This window comes from Anaerobacillus arseniciselenatis, assembly GCF_001865995.1.
GTDB classification, from domain to species: domain Bacteria; phylum Bacillota; class Bacilli; order Bacillales; family Anaerobacillaceae; genus Anaerobacillus; species Anaerobacillus arseniciselenatis.
In genome coordinates, this window is the sequence record NZ_MLQQ01000001.1 from 492,688 (window position 1) to 517,962 (window position 25,275).

Consider the following 25,275-nt stretch of genomic DNA (forward strand, 5'->3'; position numbering starts at 1 on the left):
ATTCCCTCCATTACTTTACTTTTTTACCGACTTTATTTTCAGTTCCACTTAGTAATCTAGAAATATTTGATCTATGTCTCCAAAATGATAAAGCTGTAACAATTAATAATAAATACACATACTCTATCGGATAAATAAAGTAATCACGGAAAACAATCGTAAGCAACGTAGTTCCAATTAAAAAAAGCAGCGACCCAAGAGATACAAACCTAGTAATAACAATACTAACAATAGCAATAATCCCTGCATATAAAGCAGGAAGAAAGACGAGTGTTGCTAATACTCCTATAGTAGTAGCAACACCTTTTCCACCTTTAAACTTTAAAAATACCGGCCAATTATGCCCTACGATTGCCATGAGTCCGGCTAATGCGGGTGCTAAACCTTCTCCAGCTAAATATAAGCCGATAAGAACCGCTATTATCCCTTTTAAGGCGTCACATAAAAGGACTAAAATAGCAGGCCCGGTCCCCAAAACACGGAGGGTATTTGTTGCCCCGGCGTTTCCACTACCGTGTTGACGTATATCTACTTTTTTTACTTTTTTAGCGATAATATAACTGAAACTAATAGAGCCAAGTAGATATCCTACTACCGCAGAAAATATAATCATCGTCATCTTTTTACTCCCCTAGTTTTTTATTACTAAAAGCACGTTTGGATGAATCAAAATATTTAATCGTTCTTTTTTCTAGCTAGAATCCTTATAGGCGTTCCTTTAAATTCAAATGTCGCTCGAATACGATTTTCTAAAAAGCGTTCATAAGAAAAATGTAACAGCTCAGGTTCGTTTACAAACAGAACAAATGTAGGCGGCTTTACAGCTACCTGAGTAACATAATTTATTTTTAGACGTCTCCCTTTATCGGTTGGCGTAGGATTCATTGCGACAGCGTCCATAATTAAGTCGTTTAAGACATTTGTAGGCACTCGCAAGTTATGATTTTCTGCTACCTCACTTACCATTGGTAAAATTGTATGTAAGCGTTGTTTCGTTTTAGCAGATACAAAAAGAATTGGTGCATAATCTAAAAATAAAAAATGATCTTTTATTTTCTGATGAAACTCTTGTAACGTTTTATCGTCTTTCTCAAGCGCGTCCCACTTATTTACAACAATAATAACAGCTCTGCCTGCTTCATGGGCGTAGCCAGCAATTTTTTTATCTTGTTCAATAATACCTTCTTCAGCATTTAAAACAACTAAAACAACATCCGAACGTTCAATTGCCTTTAGTGCTCTTAATACACTATACTTTTCGGTACTTTCATACACTTTTCCTTTTTTTCTCATACCAGCTGTATCAATTAACACATAGTCTTGATCATCTCTAGAAAACGGTGTATCTATTGCATCTCTTGTTGTTCCAGCGATATTACTTACAATAACGCGATCTTCACCTAAAATCGCATTTACAATCGACGACTTACCAACATTTGGTCGACCGATTAGCGAAACTCGAACCGTTTCTTCATCATACAATTGCTCATCCAGCTCTGGAAAATGCTTAATCACTTCATCTAGTAAGTCACCTAAACCTAAGCCATGCGCACCTGAAATGGCAATCGGATCACCCATCCCTAATGAATAAAATTCATATAATTGTTCTTGCATTTCAGGGTTGTCAACTTTATTGACGGCAAGTACAATTGGTTTTTTTGAACGAAATAACAGCTTTGCAACTTCTTCATCGGCACCGGTTATACCTTCTCTTCCATTAACGATAAAAACAATTACATCTGCTTCCTCAATAGCTAATTCAGCTTGTTGTCTCATTTGAACAAGAAGCGGTTCATCACTTAATTCAATGCCACCTGTATCTATGAGGTTAAATTCCCGATTTAACCACTCTCCCGAACTATAAATACGATCTCGAGTAACACCAGGCATATCCTCTACAATCGATACTCTCTCCCCAACAATTCGATTAAAAATCGTTGATTTACCGACATTTGGCCGTCCTACAATTGCAACTACTGGTTTTGTCATAAAATTACCTTCCTTCAATCCAATCTGTAACAAAGGAGCGTCCCATAAGTGTCTGACACTTTTGTTTTTGGGCACCCACAAGTTTCCTCTAAATCTTAGCTTATCCATTTTACCAAAAAACACTATAAATAGACAACATTATTAAGAAAAGCGCATGGCGCCTGCCTATCGGGGAAAACCGGTGGAAGACCTTCCTGTAGCGGTCAGGTTTTAGACCGCAAGGGAAGGTCTGAAGCGGTCGAGCCGATGGCGCCTGGAGCTAGACAAGAAAAGCACATGGCACCTGCTCCTGCGATTACTCGTCGCAAAACTCCACTGCGGCATATTCAGTGAAGCGTCTTGCAGCTAGACATCCTTCCAAGTTTGTTTATTTTACTGTACCGGTAGACAATTTTTGCTTTACAAATAAATCGAGCCACTTTACAAAGTTTTCGAATGAATACCATATGTAAGTAAAACCAACTGTTATTGCAATTATATCTAAACTTTCAAATTTTCCTATCCCAAAATCGGTAACTAAACTATTTAAAAATAGTGTATAAATGATCTCTCCTTGAGTAACCGTTATTACAACTAGGGCAACTCTAAGCATCTGTTCTTTCACTAAAGTTAATGTCAATAATAATAATATCAAAGATAACTTAAACGTTGGATGAAACATTACCCAGACAGGATCAAATATTTGAAAAAGTTTAAAAGTAACGTAAGAACTTGTTAAAATTAAACTAACACATACATAATATATAATTTTAAGCCATTTCTTTTGTGAAACTATGAAATAACTTGCTAATAAATAAAATAAGATTGTAGCATTTACTGTTAACGAAAATAGTGGGATTTCTTTATTTGATAATATAATTGAAAATAATAAAACTAGCGCAACGATTAATCTCGTTCTTGTTTTATCCATCATAAACGTCGTATAAATCCAAGCAATCCATATGAACCAATAAAAATAAATTCCTTCCATTACTATCTCCTCCATTCTCATTATAGGTAGAAAATAGCATTAATAATCAAAGGAAAAACAAATTTCAGAAAACTTTATTAGTTTGTTTGTTGGTTTGTTGGTTTGTTGGTTTGTTGGTTTGTTGGTCCCCTTGACTTTTAAATTCTTGATGGTGGCGATTAATCGTCATGTTTGTATGAAAAAAGGCGGGTGATTTCGTGAACGAGCCTCTGAAATTCTTTAGAAGGTCACAGCGAAGTGAAGGAAATCACCCGCCTTTTACATTCTAGATGGTGAAGATAATCGTCATGAAGGTTTTGTATGTAATTGCAAATGAATACCTTCACCTTTTTAACAAAAGCTAAAGGAGAAAGGGGTGAAGGTAGATGGGAAAGGACCGACAAGAAAAGAAGTTAAAAACATCAGGAAAAGTGCAATCTGACCGTGATCAAAGTTTAGGTTATGAAGGTGCTGCAAAGTTAGAGGGGCCTGAAGCGGCAAAAAAACGACAGCGGTAATACGATAGCCAAGCCCAAATAAAACATTATAAAAAAGAGGTAGACACTTCAGTCTCCTCTTTTTTAATTAATTCAGCTTTACCCTTAAAGCGTAATTTTTAGTTGTAATCCCTCGTTGTTCTAACCAATGATAAGTTTCACCACTAATGACTATCGGTACCTTCCTTAAATCATCAATATTTTTCACTCCAAGGGCGGTCATTACCATTTTTAATTCAAAATGTAACTTTTCAACAGTAGCTTCTAAACCTTCAAAATTATTTTCATGAAATTGCTTTAAAAACAAACCTGCAATACCTACAGCTGAAGCTCCTAAGCTAATTGCTTTAGCTATGTCTAAACCTGTTTTTATTCCACCTGTTCCTATGACTGAAATGAACGGGTGTGTAGCCTTCACTTCACAAATAGAAGCAGCAGTTGAGATCCCCCAATCGTTAAACAAATCAAAAGTATCGTCACGTCTCAAATTTTCAATTTTAGCAAAGTTTGTTCCTCCGTAGCCACCTATATCAATTATTTTAATACCAATATTAGCAAGCTTAGTAGCCACTTCCTTACTTATGCCAAACCCTACCTCTTTAATTATCACTGGAACAGAGAGACCTTCGACAATTGCTTTAATTCTATCGAGCGTTCCCGAAAATGAGCGGTCCCCTTCCGGCATTACTAGCTCTTGAATAACATTTAAATGGATTTGCAACGCATTAGCATCAATCATTTCAACCGCCGCTTTTGCTTGTTCAACGGTTGCTTCACTCCCCAAGTTACTAATAATTACTCCATTTGGATTTTCTTCTCGTACAACTTCAAACGAACGACGCTCATTACGATCTTTTAAAGCGGCCATCTGGGAACCTACAGCCATTCCCATATCATTCTTCTTTGCTAGTCTAGCCAAAGCCCGATTTATTCGGATCGTTGGTTCACCACCACCGCCAGTCATCGCATTGATAAAAATCGGCGAACTTATATTTAGTTCGCCGACAGTAGTATTAATTTCAACTTCATCAACATTAATGTTTGGGATGCTTTGATGAACAAACTTAATTTCATCGAAAGGTCGCGATTCAACACTAGACAGTTTTAATGTATGTTTAATATGTTCGATCTTTCTAGAAGCTCTGTCCAAAACCTTCACCCACTATTTATACTTTTTAAGTTGATCTCCAATCATATCGCCTAATGAAAATCCACTAGAGTCTTCTTCACGTTCGTAATTCTTCGTTGGAATTTCTGCTTTTTCTGCAGCTTCTACAAGCTCTCTAATACTTAAAGAAATTCTTTTTTCTTGAATATTTATATCTAAAACTTTCGCTTTAACTTTTTCACCTTCTTTTAATACTTCACTAGGTGTAGCAATATGGCGATTTGCGATTTGCGAAATATGAACAAGACCTTCAACACCTTGCGCCACTTCAACAAAAGCACCAAACGAAACTAGTCGTTTCACTTCACCTTCAATTACGTCACCTACCTTAATTTCCTCAGCTACATGCTCCCAAGGTCCTGGTAACGTATCTTTAATTGACAATGAGATACGAGCATTCTCTACATCTACAGAAAGAATTTTAACCTTAACTTTGTCACCTTCCTTAAGAATATCGGAAGGAGATTCCACTCGGTGATGTGCCATTTGCGAAATATGAACTAATCCATCCACTCCACCGATATCTACAAACGCACCGAAGTCTGCTAATCGTTGCACAGTACCTTCAACAATTTGTCCAGCATCCAAATCCTCCAAAGCTTGTTGCTTTTGTGATTCTACTTCTTGATCAAGAACAGCTCGCTGAGATAAGATTAGTTTTTTATTTTCTTTATCTAACTCAACGACTTTTAGTCTCAATTTTTTTCCTTTATAATCAGAAAAGTCTTCAACGAAATGTCTTTCAACTAATGAAGCAGGAATGAAGCCTCTCACGCCTAAGTCTACGACTAATCCGCCTTTCACTACATCAGCTACTTCAGCTTCAAAAACTTCTGCACTCTCAAACTTTTGTTCTAAATCTTCCCATGCTTTTTCAGCTTGAACTGCACGTTTTGATAAAACAATTTCTTCATCTGTCACTTTGATTACTTTCAATTCAAGTTCATCACCTTCGGCTACAGCCTCACTTGCTTTCTCAATGTGAAGGCTTGATAACTCGCTGATAGGAATTACACCATCCACTTTATATCCTACATTGACGAAAGCACTTTTATCTTCTACTTTCGTTACCTTCCCTGAAACAATGTCTCCTTCAGTAAAGGTTTTCACCTCTGCCATTTCATTCATCATTTCTTCACTCATTTGTCAATTACCTCCCTCTAATTTAAACAGACTACGAATTTTTATGTTCTTTTATTAAGTCTCCAATAGCATCCATTATATAGTTCGTCGCAGTTTCACTAGAAACCTTCTCTTCTCTTAACGCTTTAAAATCTAGAGGTTTTCCGTATACAACCTTAACTGTTCCAAAAGGTTTATAAGGACCGATAATTGCACTTGGTACAACTAACGCATCCGTTTTTAACGCAAAGAACCCAACCCCTGCTAAACCTTTACCAAGTTCTCCCGTTTTACTTCTTGTACCCTCAGGAAATATACCTAACACGTTATTATCTTTTAATACCTTTATACCTTCTCGTAATGCTTGTTTATCACTCATGCCTCTTCTTACAGGAAAAGCGTGAAACTTTTTAATTAAATAATTTAAAACTGGGATTTTAAATAATTCTGCTTTCGCCATATAATGTATCGGGCGCTCTAAGTATGACCCTAATAAAGGAGGGTCTAATAAGTGAATATGGTTGCAACAAAGAAGAACTCCTTTGTCGCTTGGAATGTTTTCTTTGCCGATGACTTCAACTTTATAGAGTGTTGATAAGTAACTTCGGCATACTGTTTGTCCAACTTTATACAAGTCCACCCTTATCAAGACCTTTCTTCCACTATACGTAAGATTGCTACTACAACTTCGTCAATTGACAAATTGGTAGTATCAATTTCTATAGCATCATCTGCTTTTTTCAATGGTGCAGTTTCTCTTTCCGAGTCACGTTTATCCCTTAGAGCGATTTCTTGTTTTAATTGTTCAAAATCGGATGGGTAACCTTTAGCGAGATTTTCTTCATAACGCCTTTTGGCGCGTTCCTCAACTGTAGCTGATAAAAATATTTTAACCTCGGCATTAGGTAAAACTGCTGTGCCGATGTCACGTCCATCCATTACAGTTCCACCTTGCTTTGCCATTTCCTGCTGTCTAGTAAGCATTTCAAAGCGAACATCACTTTGGCTAGCTACAAAAGAAACAGAGTTTGTCACCTCATCAGTACGAATAAGTTCGGTTACTTCTTCGCTACCCATGAAAACTTTGCCCTCTGGTGTAAGCTCAATCTTGGCTTTACTTAATAACTGATTTAAACTTCCGTTATCATGGAGGTCGACTCCACTTTTAATCGCTTTATATGTAAGAGTACGATACATTGCACCTGTATCAATATATACGTAGCCTAGCTTTCGGGCTACTAATTTGGCTACAGTGCTTTTTCCTGCTCCAGCAGGACCATCTATCGCAATATTAATTTTTTCTTTCATAAAACACCTCTATTATTATGACTATTTCACAACTCTTTTATGGTAGCCTAATATGAAAAAATGTCGATCGTTTTATCGAATATTTCCCTAAATATATAAGCTCAGTTTAGTTGAAATTCGATAAAATTCCTTTAATTATAATACCATAATCAGCCGAAATGGTCTAATGTTTCCATTACACGTAATACAGATTCAAAAAATACACCTTCTGAAAAAACAGTTTTACTTAAATAAGGTGCAATCTCCTTATTCCTTAAAAGTAACTGCGCTAAAATTAAAAATAAAAATTGTAAACATGTAATTTTCACTATGACAGATTCAATTTTTTTTAAAATATGCATGATCACCATAATCCTTTTTCTACCTTTTTATTTAAGGTTAGTTTGAATCAGTCAATCATGTTTTATTCTATTAAACCTTTTTTTCTTAAATAAAGTTGCCTTTCAAAACAATACCTAATAATCGTCTGCCTATCCCCTTCATTGATATTAACAAACTGCATACACGCTTTTTCTCTTGGGCTATCCTTTTCAGAAATAATACGAATTACGTGACAAGCAGCTTTAATATACTTTATTTCGCCAGTTTGCATATGTAAAGATAACCAACACTCAACCTCTTTTCCGACTGGTAAATATTGATCTTTCGGAAGTATGATCGCAATACCACCACCACTAATATCCGCAGTAACTGAGACAAATGGAGAAAAAGAGGCTTTTAGAGGGTGCGCCGCCACATCGATGGACACATTTACTCTTACATATTGCCTTCTCTGTATGCGAATATAATTTTCTTTACCAGGGTCTTTTAAAACAAGCATCGGAATGTTTCCTTTTTTTCTTGCTAGTAACTCTGTTTGAAAAAGATACACTACTTGATCTTTGCCAATAAAAGAAGCATTAAATTGTGTACCATCATGGAAGAAACCAACTCTTTTTGTTTTTTCATTTATGGGGTAATCAATGAAAAGAAACTCTTTCACCCGATCAACGAGCCGACATTTAAATCGCTTTTTTTCTTCTTCACTATAATCCTCTATTTCTAAAATAATCGTATCACCGATATTCAGCAAGGTTACTACTTCCTTCCAAAAATGTTTTATCTATCTAACTTGCTTATCTACATACCATCTTAGCAAAAAAATCTAAATCCGGGTAGACTTTAAGTGAGCGCTCACGAAATCATCCGCCTTTTTTTCATACAAAACGATCATGCCGGTAGTCCCGTCACCATTTAACGTTAAAATTCGGGCGAGGGTTCTAGCCAACAAATCAACTAACCAACAAAAAAGGCCACCCATATTTCGGGTAGCCTTAAATTATTTATTTACGTTGAACGATATACTGGTTCTGCATGATCAAGTTTTTCAACTTTTTCTTCTTCGCCGTTTGCTGCATTAATAAAAATACGATACGTATCATTATTAATTACACCAAAAAATTCATAAGCTAAAACTTCTTCGCCAAGATCGTTTTTGATCATCGCCACATGATGCTCCATTACTTCTAATGCTGGATTTAAACTTTCCTTTGCTTCTTCTAATGAAATTGATGGTTCTTCAACGTCCCTATCGCGGTGATTGGTTAAGTAAGCAGATGCTTCGTATCCGATGATTTCGCCATCTTCTAACGAAACATCAATGATAATTGAGTCAGGATAAACCCTCACATTATCTTTTAAATAAGCAAAATTAAATACACCGACAGAGTTATATTGTTTACTGTCTACGAGCTGCATATCGTTAATGTCATTTCTTTCTAAAAGCTCTTTCGCTCTTTCCGAAGCTTCATTTAAACTAATCGCTGCATCACCGACTTGTCGATCTTGTAGGAGCCAAATCGGATGACCACCTTTTTGGGATATATCCATATATATATCTACTTCATGTTCAGGGTCATTTATTTTTATACTAAATGATTCATAAGCTAACCCTTCACCAGTCTCTTCAATTTCAACTTCTACATTTTCTAATTGCACAAAATTTAATGCAATTTCTTTTGCCTCTTCTTCGGATATTTGTTCTCCATTTAAGCGCTCTTTAAGTGCTTCATCATTTTGCTGAAGCTGTGGTAATTCTGATCCCCACTCAACTTCACTAAAACCTTCTACTTTTTCATCAACAATTTTAAACCCGTTAACAATCGCATTATCTAACGGCTCCTCTTCAGAAGCGAGAGCTAATTCAACATCCATCCAGCGAAGATTTTCGTTTAGTACCATAGATTGAACTTGTCTCATTTCTTTTTGGATCTCTCCACTTTGTTCATAAAGTTGCTCTAATGTTTGATACTCTTCTTCTGATAGTGGTTCATTGTCCAAGTCCCTTATTGCATTGCGATAGCTAAATTGGCCAATTTTATATAAATATTCTTCTGTTTTACTAAATGGCATTAAAGCTAACGGTAATTGACCTAAGTCATTTTGTGCCATTGATGTTATTCTCCAAACTTCAGCTAACGAAGGGGAAAGTTGATCCCTTGAATTCATCGCTAATGTTGATCCAATTTCATCATGCAACTGATCTAAATGGTATGTTAAATCATGAAAAGCTCTTTGATAATTGTTTTCGGCTTTAATGAGAATTGAATTTTTCTCTTGATGTTCTTGATATCCCCAAAATGCTGTTGATACAACGGCAACTGCTAATACAGTTACTAAAATAGTTCGTACCATCTTTACTCACCTCCGTTATTTACAGAAAATATGTTTACCGATTTTTTTGATTTGCGGTCTCGTCCAAATCCAACCGGAAGTTGCGGTATCCGGATTAAAATAATACATTGCATTTCCTGATGGGTCTTGACCGTTTATCGCGTCAATAACTGCTCTACGTGCCGTTTCATCTGGATCCATATAAATTTGACCATCAGCAACTGCCGTGAATGCTCTCGGTTCAAAAATAACGCCTGATGCCGTATTTGGAAATGTAGGGCTATTAATACGATTTATAATAACCGCGGCCACTGCAACTTGACCAATGTATGGCTCCCCACGTGCTTCACCGTAAACCGCTTGAGCCATGATTTGTATATCATTGTCAGAAAATCCTTCTGGTACATTCATCGCTTCTTCAACATCTGGCCCATCTTCTGGATCTGCTTCTGGAACCACCTCTTCTTCAGGCACCGGTTCTTCTGGCACTTCTTCTACTGGTTCTTCTGGTGTTTCACCCGGTGCTGGTGCTGCTTCACCCGGTGCTGGCGCTGCTTCTCCTGGTGCTGGTGGCGCTTCTCCTGGTGCTGGTGCTGCTTCTCCTGGCGCTGGTGCTGCTTCTCCTGGCGCTGGTGGCGCTTCTCCTGGCGCTGGTGGCGCTTCTCCTGGCGCTGGTGGCGCTTCTCCTGGCGCTGGTGGCGCTTCTCCTGGTGCTGGTGGCGCTTCTCCTGGCGCTGGTGGCGCTTCTCCTGGCGCTGGTGGCGCTTCTCCTGGCGCTGGTGGTGTTGGTGTTGGTTGTGCTTTTTCTTGTGCCTTTTGCTGTCTTCTTTTTTGTTCTAAAGGGGGAATTCGACTACCTTCAGGCCCACTTTGAATTTCTTTAGGTGTTTTACCGTAATGGGTAAATTTTCTTCCTTCATAAAACTGACGGTGAACCCATTCATAGTCAAAATCTGTACTTTTTTCGAGCATAGCTTTCATTTTAGGACCTACAAGGCCATCAACTTCAAGACCAAATTCATCTTGATATTTTTTCACTGCCCAATATGTCCCCCATCCATATACTCCGTCAATGGTTCCGTCATAAAAACCGATATATTGGAGCCTTGACTGTAATTCAACTACATCATCCCCTGTTGCCCCTTTCTGAATAATTTGTTCAGAAAAGGCTTCTACTGTAGAAGTATTAATAACAGTGGAGAATGCAAAAAAACATAATAAAATGATAAGAGGAACTTTTCCTACTGTTTTAATCATGTTGTTCAACCTCCTTAAAATGCTAACTTTTTTACTTTTTTCCTTAAATGATATCGATAGTTTCTGTTGTTTACCAAGTTTTATACAATAAAGCATTTATTTGTTAGCTAAATCGCCCTCTTTTTTTCATACAAAACCGTCATGACGATTAATCGTCACCATCTAACACGAAAAAATGACGGTCGATTTCCCTCACTGCGCTGTAAATCCGTTCCGGCTTTAGAGGCTTGTTCGGAAAAGTCGACCGTCTTTTATTTTCATACAAAACCATAATGACGATTTACTCGTCATCATTTACGATGTAAAAGTGGGGCGGGATCGCAGCCTAACCAACTATCCTCTAACCAACAAACCAACTTTCACATACAAAAGACACCACAGTATATCTGTGGTGCCAGTTTATAAACAAAGATTATTTTATCATTCTTCAACATTGAAATATCGAGCTTCAGGGTGAGCAAATACCATCGCAGAAACGGAAGCTTCCGGATCCATCATGTATTCATCTGTTAAGGTAATTCCGATTTCTTGCGGATTTAACAGTTCGAAAAGCTTTTTCTGGTCTGCTAAATCAGGGCATGCTGGATATCCAAAAGATACCCTCATTCCTTGGTACTTTGCAGAAAAGCGTTGTTGCATCTTTAATTCAGGATCATCTGGAATTCCCCATGAATTTCGCATCGAATGATGAAGCTGTTCAGCAAAGGCTTCAGCTAATTCAAGTGCTGTTGCTTGTAATAAATGACTTTTTAAATATTCACCTTGCTCTTTCCATTCGTTCGCTAGTTGTCTGACTCCTACTCCTGCGGTAACTGCAAAGAAACCGACATAATCGATTTCTCCTGATGAGATCGGACGAACGAAATCTGCTAAACATAAATACGGCTCTTTCGTTTGCCTTGGGAAGGTAAAGCGTTGAATTTCCTCAGTTCCGTTTTTAGGATCATAAATAATGATATCATCCCCCTCTGATTGAGCAGGAAAAAATTGATAAATACCTTGTGCTTTTATAAGCTGATTTTTAACAATATCATTAAATAAATCATCCACTTTCTCTTTAAGGTCAACGGCTTTTTCATTACCTTCCTTTAATAAACGATCGACTTTCCCCTTTAAACCTAAATGTTTACCTAATAATGTTTGTAAGTTTATATAAGGCTTTATATGTGTCAACTTATAATCTATATACGAATGTTTCGTTAAGTCGTTCGGAACATGTATCGGTGTAGTCGTCGATACAGTTGACCTCCTTTGTACGACAGGTCTTTCGGTTATTTTTTCTTCCTCTAAAGTCTCAATTTTCCCACTAACATCTTTTTGCTTATTTACTTCCTTTATCGCACCTTGTTTATTAAAAAGTTTATTTGCTAATTCTAATCCATTCATCGCATCTTTCGCATAAAGAACATTTCCATCGTACTGCGCTTGAATTTTTGTTTCCGTAAACTTTCTAGTTAGCGCAGCCCCACCAACTAATACTGGGATTGATATTTTTTGTTCTCGTAAATCATTAGCTGTCAGTACCATTTGCTGGGCAGACTTCACCAATAGACCTGATAGGCCAATCGCATCTGGTTTTTCTCTTTTTATAGCCTCAATTAATTCATTTGAAGTAACTTTGATCCCTAAGTTAACAACTTTAAATCCGTTATTACTCAATATGATTTCGACTAAATTTTTACCGATATCGTGAACATCACCTTTAACAGTGGCTAGTAAAATTTTTCCTTTTCCACTATCATCTTTTTTCTCCATAAATTGTTCTAAAAACTGAACAGATGCTTTCATCACTTCTGCACTTTGTAATACTTCAGCTACGATCAATTCATTGTTATTAAATAACTTCCCTACTGTATCCATTCCGTCCATCAAAGGGCCATTAACGACTTCTAATGGAGTCGCATATTTTTGTAATGCTAATTGTAAATCCGGGATAAGCCCCTCTTTTGTCCCTTCTACGATATAACTATGCAATCGCTCTTCTAAGGATAAATTTTCTTGCGCTTTCTTTTCTTCTTTCTTTTTCCCCCGATAAAAAGCAGTAAACTCAGCTAATATTTCATCGGTCGTATCAAAAAGTAATTTTTCAGCTAAAGCGCGTTCTTCTTCTCGTATAGAAGCAAACCTCTCTAATTTTTCAGTATTGACGATCGCAAAATCAAGCCCGGCTTGTGTACAGTGATACAAAAATACCGAATTTAAAATTTCTCTTCCTACTGGTGGAAGACCGAAAGAAACATTACTAATACCTAAACAAGTCTACCATCTTTATAATCTGGCAAACTCGCATTAGGATAAGCTGATAAATAGGAATTTGTTAACAGAGGGACCTCAGCAAACGATTGAAGCATATGGAAAGGTCCCATCCGACAATTCATGCCAACAATATCAGCACCTAAATCTTCTAAAGAAAGTAATGCGTCTTTTAGAGCAATCCCTCCATGTAATACACCGACCTCATCTAAAGAAACGTGAGCAACAATCGGTTTATCCGTCGCTTTTCTAGCAATAGTTAAACACTTTACTAATTCTTCAAAATCATAAAAAGTTTCTAAGAGTAAACCATCGATATCGCATTGTAACAAAGTATCCATCTGGTCTTCAAAACTTTCTACGATATCGTCGATTGATTGTGCCCTTTTTTGAAATCCTCTGATACCGCCAATCGTTCCTAACACATGTATATCATTGTTAACTGCAGCAAAACGTGCACATTGGACAGCTTGTTCATTAATTCTTTTAGTTTGGTGTTCTAACCCGTGTCGCGCTAATTTTATTTTATTAGCCGCGTACGTATTCGTCTGAATCACGTTCGAGCCAGCCTTAATATATGCATCATGTACTTGTTCTACTTTTTTAGGGTCAGTTATATTCAACTCTTCAAAACAGCGATCTAGCCCTTGTAAATAAAGAAATGTTCCGATTGCACCATCGCCAATTAACGTTTTCGTTTTAAGTTGTTCTATTAAACTCATAATCTCTTCCTTTCTCGCCAAAGCTAGCTCACTATTCACTTATTAAAATTAAGAGTCCATTAATTCGAGTGCATGCTTAAAGTCATTCAATAAATCGTCTACGTTCTCCAACCCAACCGAAAGCCTAAGTAGCCCATCACTTATTCCACGCTTTTCTCGTTCTTCTTTTGGCATCGATCCGTGAGACATTGTCGCTGGATACGACAAAATTGACTCCACTGCACCTAAACTAACCGCAAATACGGGGAGATTTACATTTTCTACAAAGAATTTCGCCTGTTCCCTTTTAGAAAATTCAAAAGATAGAACCGCGCCATGACTTGTAGATTGTTGCTCTTGTACTTCTCTACCAGGATGAGTGTTCAAGCCCGGATAATAAACTCGACTAATTTCGTTACGCTCGTTTAACCAATTAGCGATCGTCTCTGCTGCCTTGGAACTAGCTTCCATTCGAACTTGTAATGTTTTTAATCCTCTTAACACTAACCAACTATCTTGAACCCCTAAAATAGCACCAAATGAATTGTGTAAAAAAGCAAGACGAGCTCCTAAGTCCTTATCTTTAACAACAGCAAGACCAGCAACAACATCACTATGTCCACCTAAAAATTTTGTTGCGCTATGAAGAACAATATCTACACCTAGATCTAACGGTCGCTGGAAAACTGGTGTCAAAAACGTGTTATCACAAAACGTTAAACAATGATGAGATTTTGCGATTTTTACAATTTCACGGATATCGGTAATTTTTAACGTCGGATTAGACGGTGTTTAAATATAAATTAATTTCGTTGTTGGTTTTATATGTTTAATTACTTCATCGGTATTTGTCATATCGACAAAAGAATGCTCGATACCAAATCGAGGTAAAACTTCCGTCACAAAACGATACGTCCCTCCGTAAACATCTTCTGTAATGACAACATGATCCCCTTTAGAAAGGAGCATAAATGCCGTTGATATAGCTGCCATTCCTGAAGAAAAAGCGAACCCCCTCGCCCCCCCCTCTAGTTCAGCTATTACTTCTTCTAGCGCATTTCTCGTCGGATTTGATCCCCTTGCATAATCATACTCTCCAAAATCATCAAAAGAGTGTTGATGAAACGTAGAAGAGTGTTGAATTGGCACACTTACAGCCCCTGTTACAGGATCCACTTTATGTTCGTTATGCAATAATTTCGTTTGAATAGTTACGTTATTAGTCAATACATTCGCCTCCTATAAAACTGTTGAAAAAGCTTGTGAAATATCATCAATTAAATCTTCTTCGTTTTCGATCCCGACAGATAATCTTAATAGGCGCTTACACACACCATACTTTTCACGTAATACTTCTGGAATATCAGCATGTGTTTGCGTCGTCGGATAAGTAATTAAACTTTCAACACCACCAAGACTTTCAGCAAAAGTAATTAATTTAAATTGTTTTAACAACGGATTGATCCACTCTTCATTTTTCACTCTAAAAGAAAGCATACCGCCTTTTTTAGGGTATAAAACCTCTGTAACTGCGGAGTGATTTCGTAAAAATTGTTCAAGAACTTTCGCATTTTCTTCATGCTTTTTCATTCTTAGAGCTAATGTTTTCATCCCTCTAATTAATAACCAGGAATCTAAAGGGGATAGACTCGCTCCAATTCCATTATGGAAAAAGGCAATCTTTTCACATAACTCTTCTCCACGAGCTACAATAAGTCCCGCTAAAACATCATTATGTCCTCCTAAATACTTCGTAGCACTATGGATGACAATATTTGCCCCATCTTCTAGAGGACGTTGCAAGAGCGGCGTAAAAAAAGTATTATCAACAATTAATAGTAAATCGTTCCTCTTTGATACTTCACTTACTTGCTTTATATTAATTTCTTGCATTAATGGGTTTGTTGGTGTTTCGATAAAAATAGCTTTTGTAGAAGCCGTAACTAAAGTCTGTAATTCATCATAGTTTTCTCCGTCCCAATAATGGAATGAAACTCCCCAATGTTTCCAACCTTGTTCAAATAATCGATATGTTCCACCATATAAATCTTGGCAAACAATGATTTCATCTCCTTCTTTAAACATCGCCATAACCGTTTGAATGGCAGCCATTCCCGAACTACAGGCAAAACCGTTATCGCCCCCTTCTAATTGAGCAATCCCATCTTCTAATAGATGTCTAGTCGGATTTCCTGTTCTACTATAATCATAACCTGTTGATTCACCAATTCCTTCGTGACGATAAGCCGTTGAAAAGTATACAGGAGGATTAATTGCACCTGTTTTCGCATCGCTACGATTTCCTAACTGAACTAAATTTGTTTCTAGATGTTTATATCCCATCTTCTTCTCCTCCTCACTTTATCACTTTAATATGATAAAATAGATATTATGATAAAACCCTTCTTCTAAAATAAGAAGAAGGGACTAATTGCACGAACTTCTTCTTATCTTTCAAACTTCATACAGCTTGATGGATTTAGCACCTGACCTTTCGGCTGGTTGCTGAGATTTCATAGGGCCACGTCCCTCCATCTCTCTCGATAAGAATTATTTAATTTTTTGAATTTAATGAATTTCACTTAATTGATTGATTATTAAACTACACTATTTTTTTATAAATTGCAAATATTTTTTACCTGAGTGAATTTCATAATTACCAAAAACGAGCCACATCAAGCAATATATAGTTTGCGAATGGTTTTGACGCAACTATATATTGATCTTCGTGGCGAAAATAATGAATTATGAAATTCATTAACCTACTATGTAAATGCATATAAATTATTACTATAGGTCCTTAACTCATTCTGGATTTGCATCTATTATTAAATCTTGCTCATTTCCGCAAACACAACGTTTAAATCCCGTCTCATACTGACCTTCATTATTGCGCTTCCCGCGTAAAATAAATTTTTCGCCACACTCTTGACAACGAACGGTTATTTTAAATCTTTGTTTACTTTCTGTCACCAGCTACACCCCATTTAAAATAATAATTTCTTATAATTTTGAACACGCACTTCTATTATCTTTACCCAAAATAAAGTTTTTTTTCACTTAGTTTTTGTTTTACTTAAAACTTTTCTTTAGTTCTTTTAGGTATAAATTGTTCTATTCCAAGAGCCCTGCAAGAAAAATATAAGCCTTTATTTGTAAGGAGTATTTGCTAACTTGACCTTTCGCAACGCTATTGACCATAAGAAAATCATAAAAGGTAACATTATGTAAACCCAATACTGTTGCACGTGTAAAATATAATCATAAATCCCGTGCAAAAGCCACGGTAAAAATAAAGATAATACAACGAGCTTACTCTTAGCTCTACTTTCAGTGATCGCCGCCTTCCCTAGGTAGTAACCCATAACTACTCCAAATAAAGCATGACTTGAAACAGGTAACAATGCACGGAAAATAGCTTGATCAACACCAAAGACAATTAAATAAAATATGTTTTCCATCGTTGCAAAACCTAGAGATATAGAAACACCGTAAACAATCCCATCGTAATGTTGATCAAATTGTTCATTTTTATAAAAAATATAAAATAAAATAAACCATTTAAAAAACTCTTCAAATAAAGCAGCTGAAACGAAAGCTTGCAAAAACTTACTTAATAATAGTCCTTCTTCTTGAAAGGCATATTGAAGTACGATAACTGGGAAAACTAGTAATACACCATAAATAAAGCTTCGAACAACCATCGAAAGTGGCTCTGAATTATATTTATCTTTCAAATAAAAAAAACAAAGTAAAGCAATGCTCGGTGCTAAACTGGCAAAAATTATACTTACCATTAGTTTAAAAATTCCTCTCGATTTAATAAGCCTAATCAGTCGTCAAAGTAAATTTCCATGTACTATTGACGCTTGCATTTTCCTTATCGTATCATGTTTCTTTTTTGTTTGTAAAAAAGAATTTTAGATCTACTTAACAATTATAATTTGTTATTCAATATTTTATTTGAGAATAGTTGAGAAAATAATTACAATATATTTATAAACTAATTTTCATCACTCATAAACAAACTTATTTTGATCAAAATAAAACTTTTAAAGGATGATCGTTATGAAGAAAATTTTAATCTTACATACAGGCGGTACCATTGCAATGAGTGAAGATGACAAAACTGGTGCTGTTACACCTGGTGAAAAAAATCCGTTAAACGATGACTTAGATGCTTTAAAAAAGCATGCTTTTATTACATCAGAACAATATTTCAATATACCTTCCCCTCATATGACCCCCGAGCTAATGTTTCAATTAGCTAAGCACATTGATGAAAGGGTTGTAAAAGAATGTTTTGAAGGCGTGATTGTTACTCATGGCACAGATACTCTTGAAGAAACCGCTTATTTACTTGATCTTCTCGTACAAACAAGTATCCCCGTGATTGTCACAGGAGCGATGCGTTCAAGTAATGAAATAGGTGCGGATGGACCATATAATTTAATGGCAGCCTTAAAAGTAGCGATTTGTGATGATGCTTTTAGAAAAGGTGTGTTAGTCGTATTAAATGACGAAATTCATGCTGCAAAAAACGTCACTAAAACACATACGAGTAATATCGCCACATTCCAAAGCCCTCAATACGGTCCTATAGGAATCGTAACAAAACGGGGGGTATTTTTTCATCACATACCATCGAAACGTGACAGTTACAACATTAGCCATTTATCCAAAAAAGTATTACTGCTAAAAGCTTTTGCCGGAATGGAAGACAGTATCTTTGATGCGATAACAAATATGAAAATTGACGGCTTAGTTATCGAAGCTTTCGGACAAGGTAATTTACCACCGAATATTGTACCGAGTTTAGAGCGATTGATGTCAAATAAAATTCCAGTCGTTCTCGTTTCAAGATGCTTTAACGGTATTGTACAAGATACTTACGGATATGATGGTGGTGGAAAGCAACTAAAAAAACGCGGTGTTATTTTTACAAACGGATTAAACGGTCAAAAAGCACGACTCAAATTAATGGTCGCACTACAATTAACAGATGATTTTGAGGAATTACAGGAGTTATTTTTGAACTAAAAATCGAAGCGCTCGAAGGGCTAGGCGCTGAAGCTAGACAAGAAGCAAAAGGGACTGTCCAATAAGTGTATGACACTTTATCTTTGGACAGCCCTTTTTTGATTGTACTAGTTAAATGGTTAAATCCACCCTCTAAAGCGAGAAGCTTCTGCCATTTTACGAACCCCTACCATATATGCAGCTAAGCGCATGTCAACTTTTCGTGTTGCAGCGATTCGATAAACATTTTCAAAAGAAGTTACCATGACACTTTCCAATTTCTTTTCAATTTCTTCTTCCGTCCAATAATAGCCTTGGTTGTTTTGGACCCATTCAAAATAAGATACGGTTACTCCTCCTGCACTAGCAAGAACATCAGGAACAAGAAGAATGTCTCTTTCAGTTAATATTTTTGTTGCTTCGATTGTTGTCGGACCATTCGCTGCTTCAACAACAATTTTAGCTTTAATGTTTCTTACATTTTCTTCGGTAATTTGATTTTCAATCGCTGCCGGTACTAAAATATCACATTCTAATTCTAAAAGTTCCTTATTAGTGATGGTATCTTTAAATAATTTTGTAACAGTACCAAAGCTATCACGACGATCTAATAAATAATCGATATCTAAGCCTTCAGGGTCATATAGAGCCCCGTAAGCATCAGAAATTCCAACCACTTTTGCTCCAGCATCGTGCATAAACTTAGCTAAAAAGCTCCCTGCATTTCCAAACCCTTGAATAACGACACGGGCATTTTCGATGCTGAAACCTTTCTTTTTCGCGGCTTCTCTAATACAGATCGTAACTCCTTTAGCCGTTGCAGTTTCTCTACCGTGGGAACCCCCTAACACAATCGGCTTTCCAGTAATAAAGCCTGGTGAGTCAAACTCTTTTATTCTGCTATACTCATCCATCATCCATGCCATAATTTGTGAGTTCGTAAATACATCAGGTGCAGGAATATCTTTAGTAGGACCAACAATTTGACTAATCGCTCGTACGTAACCTCTACTTAAACGTTCTAATTCACGAAAAGACATTTCACGAGGATCACAAATAATACCGCCTTTTCCTCCCCCGTATGGTAAATCAACGATCCCTGCTTTTAAACTCATCCAAACAGAAAGTGCTTTAACTTCTTTTTCGGTAACATTCGGATGAAAGCGAACTCCACCTTTTGTCGGACCAACCGCATCATTATGTTGGGCACGATAACCAGTGAAAATTTTTATTGAGTCATCATCCATTCGAACTGGGATTCGAACAGTTAATAATCTAATTGGTTCCTTCATTAACTCGAAAACTTCGTCTGAATAACCAAGTTTATCTAGCGCTTTCTTGATGACCGTTTGTGTTGACTTTAAAACATCTGTAGATTCATTGTTACTACTTACGTTGCTAGCCATTTTATTCACCTCTAAAATTTTTCTATCTTATCTAGTTTAAAATGAAAGCCTTTACATATATACTATAAAGAAGTTGAGACATTTTTTCCACCAAACTTTTAATATTTTTTTAAAATATTTTTAAAAATCATTAAAAGGAGTGAATTTCATAATTACCAAAAACGAGTCACACTAAACAATATATAGTTTGCGAACGGTTTTGACGCAACTATATATTGATCTTAGTGGCGAGAATCATGAATTATGAAATTCATTAAAAGGCCCTTTTTAAATAAAAAAAGGGCTGTCTCATAAGTGTCTGATACCAGGGAGAACTTACCAAATATAGACGTATAAATTTATTATCCGTCTATATTTGGTGCCTAACGGTGTCTGACACTAGGACAGCGCCTTTATGTTTTCTTATTTTTTTAAAGATAATTTAACTAAAGTATCAATCATATCTTCATATGATAAGCCTATTTCTCTACAAGCATCTGGATATAAACTAGTAGGAGTCATCCCTGGCAACGTGTTAACTTCTAAAATAACTGGTGCAGATCCATCATGCGGGATGATGAAGTCTACTCTTGAATATACATCGCAGCCTAATGCAATATGTGCTAAAACCGCTTGTTCCTGTAATAAAGTTGTGAGCTCATTACTTATTTTCGCTGGTACAATATGCTCACTCATCCCAGGCGCATATTTTGATTCATAGTCATAATAGGCATTTTTCGGGACAATCTCAACAATCGGTAACGCTTTAACATCACCTTTGCTACCCAACACCGCAACCGTTACCTCTCTTCCAGCTATAAACTCTTCTAATAAAACGACGTCATCATGCTTAAACGCTGCTTTAACACCATCTAAAAGTTCTTTTTCATTTTGAGCGATCGTTAAACCGATCGTTGACCCTTCATGGTTCGGTTTTACCACTACCGGATACGTTAAACTATGAGAGAAATTTTCTTCGTTAAAAGCATAGCTTTCAAGAACTTTTTCTTTTGCAATTCTTATTCCATTTAACCCGAACAATTTCTTTGATCGTGCTTTATCCATCGCAATCGCTGAACCTAAAACTTTGGACCCTACATACGGTTTATTTAATAAATCTAAAAATCCTTGAACTCTTCCATCTTCACCTAATCGTCCGTGAAGCCCTATAAAGAAAATATCTACATCTATGTTCATAATGCGATTTAAACAATTTTTTGTCCCTTGAAAATCGATCCCCGTTACTTCATACCCTTTTTTCTTTAATGCCTCAATAACCCCTTTTCCACTAGATAACGAGACTTCTCTTTCAGCAGAAGTACCACCATAAATTACAGCAATTTTCATTTGATTCAATCACTCCTACAAACGTAAAGTTTAAAATAGTATATTCGCCTAACAAGTTAATTGTACCTTGTTTTTAAAGTTTTAATGAATTTCATAATTCATTATTTTCGCCACGAAGATTAATATATAGTTGCGTGATGTGGCTCGTTTTTGGTAATTATGAAATTCACTCGTTTAACTAAAAATTACTACTTTATGATAACACTCTATGTTTAAAAATCAATGTATTTTCATACAAAACCTTCATGACGATTATCCGTCACCAACTAAGATGGAAAAGGCGGGTGCTTTCCCTCACTTCACCTTGACCTTCTTTCGAATCTCAGACGTTCGTTCGCAAAAGCACCCACCTTTTTTCATACAAAACCCTCATGGCGGCATGCCTGCCGTCACCATCTAACATGAAAAGTCGGGCGGGGGTCCTAACCAACCACTAACCAACTTTCATACAAAAAATAAACCTCAAAGAATTATTTTGAGGTTTATTTGAAAAATGTATGGTAAATTTTTTCAATCGCATTATTTTCAATAATATTTAATCCGTATTCATTTAAACGAAAGATTGTTGTCGTAGAAGGGTACCCAAATTCAGATAAAAGCGCAATAAACGCATCCATATCTATACCAAACAACTCTTGTTCATCAAAGGTGATGAAATACTTATTTTCAAAGTGAAGTAAGCAACCTGATGTTACACCAAAACTAGTAAGTCTCGGTGCTAAAGAAATGACATCCTCTATATTATAAAATTCATAAATAATCTCATCACTTTCATCTAACGTTACTTGCATTTCAATAAAGCCGTCATCAAATTGTTCTTCGACATTATGGTCGGGTTGGGCTTTTGAAACGATAATCACCATTCCTTGTGCCGGTACAGAGAATACTTCAATAGCGATTGGTCCATCCGCTTCAAACCCTAGTTCGTCACTCGCCTCTAACATCATATCACGAAAAAGTTGGTGAACTTTTGGTATATCTTGCCACATTTCTTCCTTCGTTATCCCACGTTCACTGAGGTCATCAAAAGTAAGAAAAATCTTGATCTTATCATAATTAAGTCGTTCTAATCGCATCTTACTTCCCTCCTTTTTATACCTAGGAATTAGTTAATAATAAGATATGAAAATAGGTATAAATAGGTTCATTTAAAATTATTGAAGAGGTATTAGCCAAATTTCTTAAAGTGTAACCTTTAACCATTCGTTCCACTCATCCTTTGTAAAACCGAGTAGATATTTATTGAATGGTTCTACCTTTTGTTGAGAAGTAATCCGAAATGCATGTCCTCCAATCCCGATTTTTAAAGAAGGAGAAGAGAGCTCAATTTCATGAATAAAAGAAAGAGTTTCAGGTAAATACTCTTTAAGTGAGCAAGAAACGAATAAATATTTTGCGTCCACCTCTTGTAATACAATTTTTAGGTCTTCAGTTGGGACATTCGTTCCTAAATAAATTACCTCAAACCCTTTTCTTCTTAAATATAAAGTAAAAGTTAACAACCCTAATTCATGCCGTTCATTCACACCACAAATAGCAACTGCTTTAGGTTGAAGCGGATCAATTTGTAAATGATGAGAAATGATCATTATTCTCGTTTTTAAATATTGTGTAGCGTAATGTTCATGCGCTACTGTAATTTCACATCTTTCCCACTTGTCACCTATACTAACCAAAACCGGACCTATTACATCCATCACTACTTTTTCAATAGAAAAAATATTAAACGCCTCATCTAATATTTGATTTGCTTTAAACTCTTGAAAATTTAACAGACTCTCCTCAAGATCAAACACAAGCGAATTTAACTTATTATTATATAGTGACTCTTCTTCTTGTGATTGTACGTCTATATTTCCTTTCTCTAGGAGACCAACCGCTTGTCCAATTGTAAATCCTTTATTAACTTTATCTATCAACCATCGCAAAACAGCCACATGCTCTTCTGAATATAAGCGATGTCCTGATTCATTTCTTATCGGTTCGATGATTTTGTACCTTCGTTCCCATGCCCTTAATGTTCCAGGTTGAATTCCTAACATAGTTGAAATCGCTTTTATATTATACTTTGCCTTATCTTCACCCTCACCCATTGTTCAACCCCCAAACCATTTACCAGTAGCTTGCATTAATTATATAATCATTGTTTCCTTGAGTAAAATTTGAATAACTTTTTTTATCGTTATTTTCATTTTTATGAGTGAATTTCATAATTACCAAAAATGGGCCACATCATGCAATATATAGTTTGCGAATGGTTTTGACGCAACTATATATTGATCTTAGTGGCGAGAAACAGCCTTTTTAAAAGATATTGTCTGTTTTTAGTCAACTACACCGTTCTTTAAAGTGATTATATGGACTTCTGCTGGCGCTCCTAATCGTAGAGGTAGTCTTGTTGTCCCATAGCCATTACTAACAAGAATATAAAGATCATTTTTAAGTTTAGATAAACCAGCCTTTTCAGTAATACTATATCCAAATAAGCGAATTTGTCCTCCGTGCGTATGTCCACTTAAAATTAAGTTAATATTATGAACTTCTCGCAATTTCTTTTTAATATCCGGATTATGACTAACTAATATTTGAAAATCTCCATTACACTCTTTAATGGCTGCTTCAAGATTATCAAAACGATGGCCAAAATCATCAACCCCAATTAAATCAATAGTTTCACTATCGCGCTTAAAAGAAGTACAGCTATTAGCTAAAATCTTCACACCTTCATTAAGAAGTATGCTTTCTAATCGGAAATGATTTACTTCATAATCATTATTTCCCCAAACAAAATAAGTCGGGGCAATCTTCGTTAGAGATTTTATGTTTTTTTCTACTCGTGAAAACGGTACCCCTTTTTCTGTCAAGTCACCACCGATAATAATTAAATCTACGTTTCCTTGGATTTCTTTTAAAATACAATTGTTCACTTCTCGATGATGAATATCTGAAATAAAAAAAAGCTTCATTCCAGAAAACTGTTTAGGCAAGCTGGAGAATGAAAGCTCTGTATAAGTAATTTTATTTTTTCTACTCTCAAGCCACATATGAAGTAATAATAAAATCAAGAAATTACCAATTAATGTTAAAATAACCAAATTAAATCCCACCTAGTTGTTATAATACCGGCTTTTACGGTGAACATTAGCATCCATTATACCATAGAAAGCGGAAAATACGAATGCTGCTATCGACACCAAGAAATTATTGAAGGCAATGAATATAAAACCTAAAATGATCAGTGCTATCCACAACGCTTCTCTATTAAAACTATTTTGCTTCGTAACATTTTCTGAAATCATCTTTATTAGCCTAGAAATAGTAAAAAAACCTGAAATAAATAGTAAAATAGAGCCTAACCATTTAAATGGTTCAAATACTAACTTATGCATTAATATTTCAGTTGTAAATGAATTTAAAGCCAACGGAAATGTTGAAATAGATAAGTTTAAACATAAAAATCCGACTAATAAGAAGGTTAGACGTTTCTTCATAAAACAACATCTCCTTGTATGAAAATCATGAGTGACTTAAACAGTACGGTAACTAAATAGTATATTCAAGTATATGAGAGAATTTACAATAAAATTATACCTACACCTAACCAACAGAAAAGAGGTTGGGCCAAAAC

General features: G+C 35.9%; 24 protein-coding genes, 1 pseudogene and 1 riboswitch. Of the genes and pseudogenes, 2 read left to right on the forward strand and 23 right to left on the reverse strand.

The annotated features are described in order from the left end of the window. Positions 1-10: 10 nt before the first annotated feature. The 3 genes from plsY to BKP35_RS02430 form a co-directional block, all read right to left on the reverse strand. Positions 11-619 (reverse strand): glycerol-3-phosphate 1-O-acyltransferase PlsY, encoded by a 609-nt coding sequence (gene plsY, locus BKP35_RS02420; RefSeq protein ID WP_071311791.1) that lies wholly within the window; start codon positions 617-619, stop codon positions 11-13. 56 nt (positions 620-675) lie between these two features. Then, positions 676-1,989 carry a ribosome biogenesis GTPase Der gene (gene der / locus BKP35_RS02425; protein WP_071311792.1) on the reverse strand — a complete coding sequence of 438 codons (1,314 nt, stop codon included), beginning with the start codon at positions 1,987-1,989 and terminating at the stop codon, positions 676-678. A gap of 367 nt (positions 1,990-2,356) precedes the next feature. Beyond that, positions 2,357-2,959: a YphA family membrane protein gene (locus BKP35_RS02430; protein ID WP_071311793.1), complete on the reverse strand. Its 603-nt coding sequence runs from the start codon at positions 2,957-2,959 to the stop codon at positions 2,357-2,359. A gap of 365 nt (positions 2,960-3,324) precedes the next feature. Here BKP35_RS02430 and BKP35_RS02435 point away from each other — a divergent pair, with 365 nt between their 5' ends. Continuing rightward, positions 3,325-3,456 carry a YpzI family protein gene (locus tag BKP35_RS02435; protein ID WP_071311794.1) on the forward strand — a complete coding sequence of 44 codons (132 nt, stop codon included), beginning with the start codon at positions 3,325-3,327 and terminating at the stop codon, positions 3,454-3,456. A 67-nt stretch (positions 3,457-3,523) separates the two neighbouring features. On the opposite strand, the gene fni is transcribed toward BKP35_RS02435, so the two are convergent. From fni to prsW, 14 genes and pseudogenes are all read right to left on the reverse strand, one after another. Further along, positions 3,524-4,585, reverse strand: a complete 1,062-nt coding sequence (gene fni, locus BKP35_RS02440; RefSeq protein WP_071311795.1) for a type 2 isopentenyl-diphosphate Delta-isomerase — start codon at positions 4,583-4,585, stop codon at positions 3,524-3,526. A gap of 12 nt (positions 4,586-4,597) precedes the next feature. Next, complete coding sequence (gene rpsA, locus BKP35_RS02445; RefSeq protein ID WP_071311796.1) at positions 4,598-5,746, reverse strand: 30S ribosomal protein S1; 1,149 nt, start codon at positions 5,744-5,746, stop codon at positions 4,598-4,600. 31 nt (positions 5,747-5,777) lie between these two features. After that, complete coding sequence (locus BKP35_RS02450; RefSeq protein ID WP_211274579.1) at positions 5,778-6,365, reverse strand: lysophospholipid acyltransferase family protein; 588 nt, start codon at positions 6,363-6,365, stop codon at positions 5,778-5,780. Between the two features lie 5 nt (positions 6,366-6,370). Then, positions 6,371-7,033, reverse strand: coding sequence for a (d)CMP kinase (gene cmk, locus BKP35_RS02455; protein WP_071311797.1), 663 nt, complete (start codon positions 7,031-7,033; stop codon positions 6,371-6,373). Between the two features lie 149 nt (positions 7,034-7,182). Next, positions 7,183-7,374, reverse strand: a complete 192-nt coding sequence (locus tag BKP35_RS02460) for a DUF5359 family protein (protein ID WP_071312219.1) — start codon at positions 7,372-7,374, stop codon at positions 7,183-7,185. Positions 7,375-7,436: 62 nt separating this feature from the next. Then, complete coding sequence (locus BKP35_RS02465; protein WP_071311798.1) at positions 7,437-8,105, reverse strand: flagellar brake protein; 669 nt, start codon at positions 8,103-8,105, stop codon at positions 7,437-7,439. A 254-nt stretch (positions 8,106-8,359) separates the two neighbouring features. Further along, on the reverse strand, positions 8,360-9,706 hold the full coding sequence (gene ypeB, locus BKP35_RS02470) for a germination protein YpeB (RefSeq protein WP_071311799.1): 1,347 nt from the start codon (positions 9,704-9,706) through the stop codon (positions 8,360-8,362). A 15-nt stretch (positions 9,707-9,721) separates the two neighbouring features. Then, the gene (locus BKP35_RS02475) at positions 9,722-10,942 is read right to left on the reverse strand and encodes a cell wall hydrolase (protein WP_071311800.1); all 1,221 of its coding nucleotides are present in this window, start codon (positions 10,940-10,942) and stop codon (positions 9,722-9,724) included. 420 nt (positions 10,943-11,362) lie between these two features. Next, the gene (locus tag BKP35_RS02480; RefSeq protein WP_337959626.1) at positions 11,363-13,129 is read right to left on the reverse strand and encodes a vitamin B12 dependent-methionine synthase activation domain-containing protein; all 1,767 of its coding nucleotides are present in this window, start codon (positions 13,127-13,129) and stop codon (positions 11,363-11,365) included. 62 nt (positions 13,130-13,191) lie between these two features. Further along, positions 13,192-13,917, reverse strand: coding sequence for a homocysteine S-methyltransferase family protein (locus BKP35_RS20185; RefSeq protein WP_337959627.1), 726 nt, complete (start codon positions 13,915-13,917; stop codon positions 13,192-13,194). Between the two features lie 48 nt (positions 13,918-13,965). Continuing rightward, a pseudogene (gene metC, locus BKP35_RS02485) lies at positions 13,966-15,123 on the reverse strand (cystathionine beta-lyase). Positions 15,124-15,135: 12 nt separating this feature from the next. Further along, positions 15,136-16,239 carry a methionine biosynthesis PLP-dependent protein gene (locus tag BKP35_RS02490; protein WP_071311801.1) on the reverse strand — a complete coding sequence of 368 codons (1,104 nt, stop codon included), beginning with the start codon at positions 16,237-16,239 and terminating at the stop codon, positions 15,136-15,138. Between the two features lie 101 nt (positions 16,240-16,340). Continuing rightward, a riboswitch (SAM riboswitch) is annotated at positions 16,341-16,446 on the reverse strand. 255 nt (positions 16,447-16,701) lie between these two features. Then, on the reverse strand, positions 16,702-16,869 hold the full coding sequence (locus tag BKP35_RS19345) for a hypothetical protein (RefSeq protein ID WP_169819125.1): 168 nt from the start codon (positions 16,867-16,869) through the stop codon (positions 16,702-16,704). Positions 16,870-17,045: 176 nt separating this feature from the next. Continuing rightward, on the reverse strand, positions 17,046-17,693 hold the full coding sequence (gene prsW / locus BKP35_RS02495) for a glutamic-type intramembrane protease PrsW (protein WP_071311802.1): 648 nt from the start codon (positions 17,691-17,693) through the stop codon (positions 17,046-17,048). A 271-nt stretch (positions 17,694-17,964) separates the two neighbouring features. Between prsW and BKP35_RS02500 the strand changes: the two genes are divergently transcribed. Then, complete coding sequence (locus BKP35_RS02500) at positions 17,965-18,936, forward strand: asparaginase (protein ID WP_071311803.1); 972 nt, start codon at positions 17,965-17,967, stop codon at positions 18,934-18,936. Positions 18,937-19,055: 119 nt separating this feature from the next. Here BKP35_RS02500 and BKP35_RS02505 read toward each other — a convergent pair whose 3' ends face one another. The 6 genes from BKP35_RS02505 to BKP35_RS02530 all read right to left on the reverse strand — a co-directional run bounded on the left by BKP35_RS02505 (position 19,056) and on the right by BKP35_RS02530 (position 25,138). Further along, on the reverse strand, positions 19,056-20,321 hold the full coding sequence (locus BKP35_RS02505; RefSeq protein ID WP_071311804.1) for a Glu/Leu/Phe/Val family dehydrogenase: 1,266 nt from the start codon (positions 20,319-20,321) through the stop codon (positions 19,056-19,058). 402 nt (positions 20,322-20,723) lie between these two features. Next, positions 20,724-21,647: a D-alanine--D-alanine ligase family protein gene (locus BKP35_RS02510; RefSeq protein ID WP_071311805.1), complete on the reverse strand. Its 924-nt coding sequence runs from the start codon at positions 21,645-21,647 to the stop codon at positions 20,724-20,726. Between the two features lie 482 nt (positions 21,648-22,129). Further along, the gene (locus tag BKP35_RS02515; protein ID WP_071311806.1) at positions 22,130-22,723 is read right to left on the reverse strand and encodes a genetic competence negative regulator; all 594 of its coding nucleotides are present in this window, start codon (positions 22,721-22,723) and stop codon (positions 22,130-22,132) included. A gap of 105 nt (positions 22,724-22,828) precedes the next feature. After that, entirely contained in the window at positions 22,829-23,740 is a 912-nt protein-coding gene (locus BKP35_RS02520; protein WP_071311807.1) for a MerR family transcriptional regulator, read from the reverse strand. Positions 23,741-23,971: 231 nt separating this feature from the next. Continuing rightward, positions 23,972-24,742 (reverse strand): metallophosphoesterase, encoded by a 771-nt coding sequence (locus BKP35_RS02525; protein ID WP_071311808.1) that lies wholly within the window; start codon positions 24,740-24,742, stop codon positions 23,972-23,974. Between the two features lie 12 nt (positions 24,743-24,754). Further along, positions 24,755-25,138: a hypothetical protein gene (locus BKP35_RS02530; RefSeq protein WP_071311809.1), complete on the reverse strand. Its 384-nt coding sequence runs from the start codon at positions 25,136-25,138 to the stop codon at positions 24,755-24,757. Between the last annotated feature and the right edge of the window lie 137 nt (positions 25,139-25,275).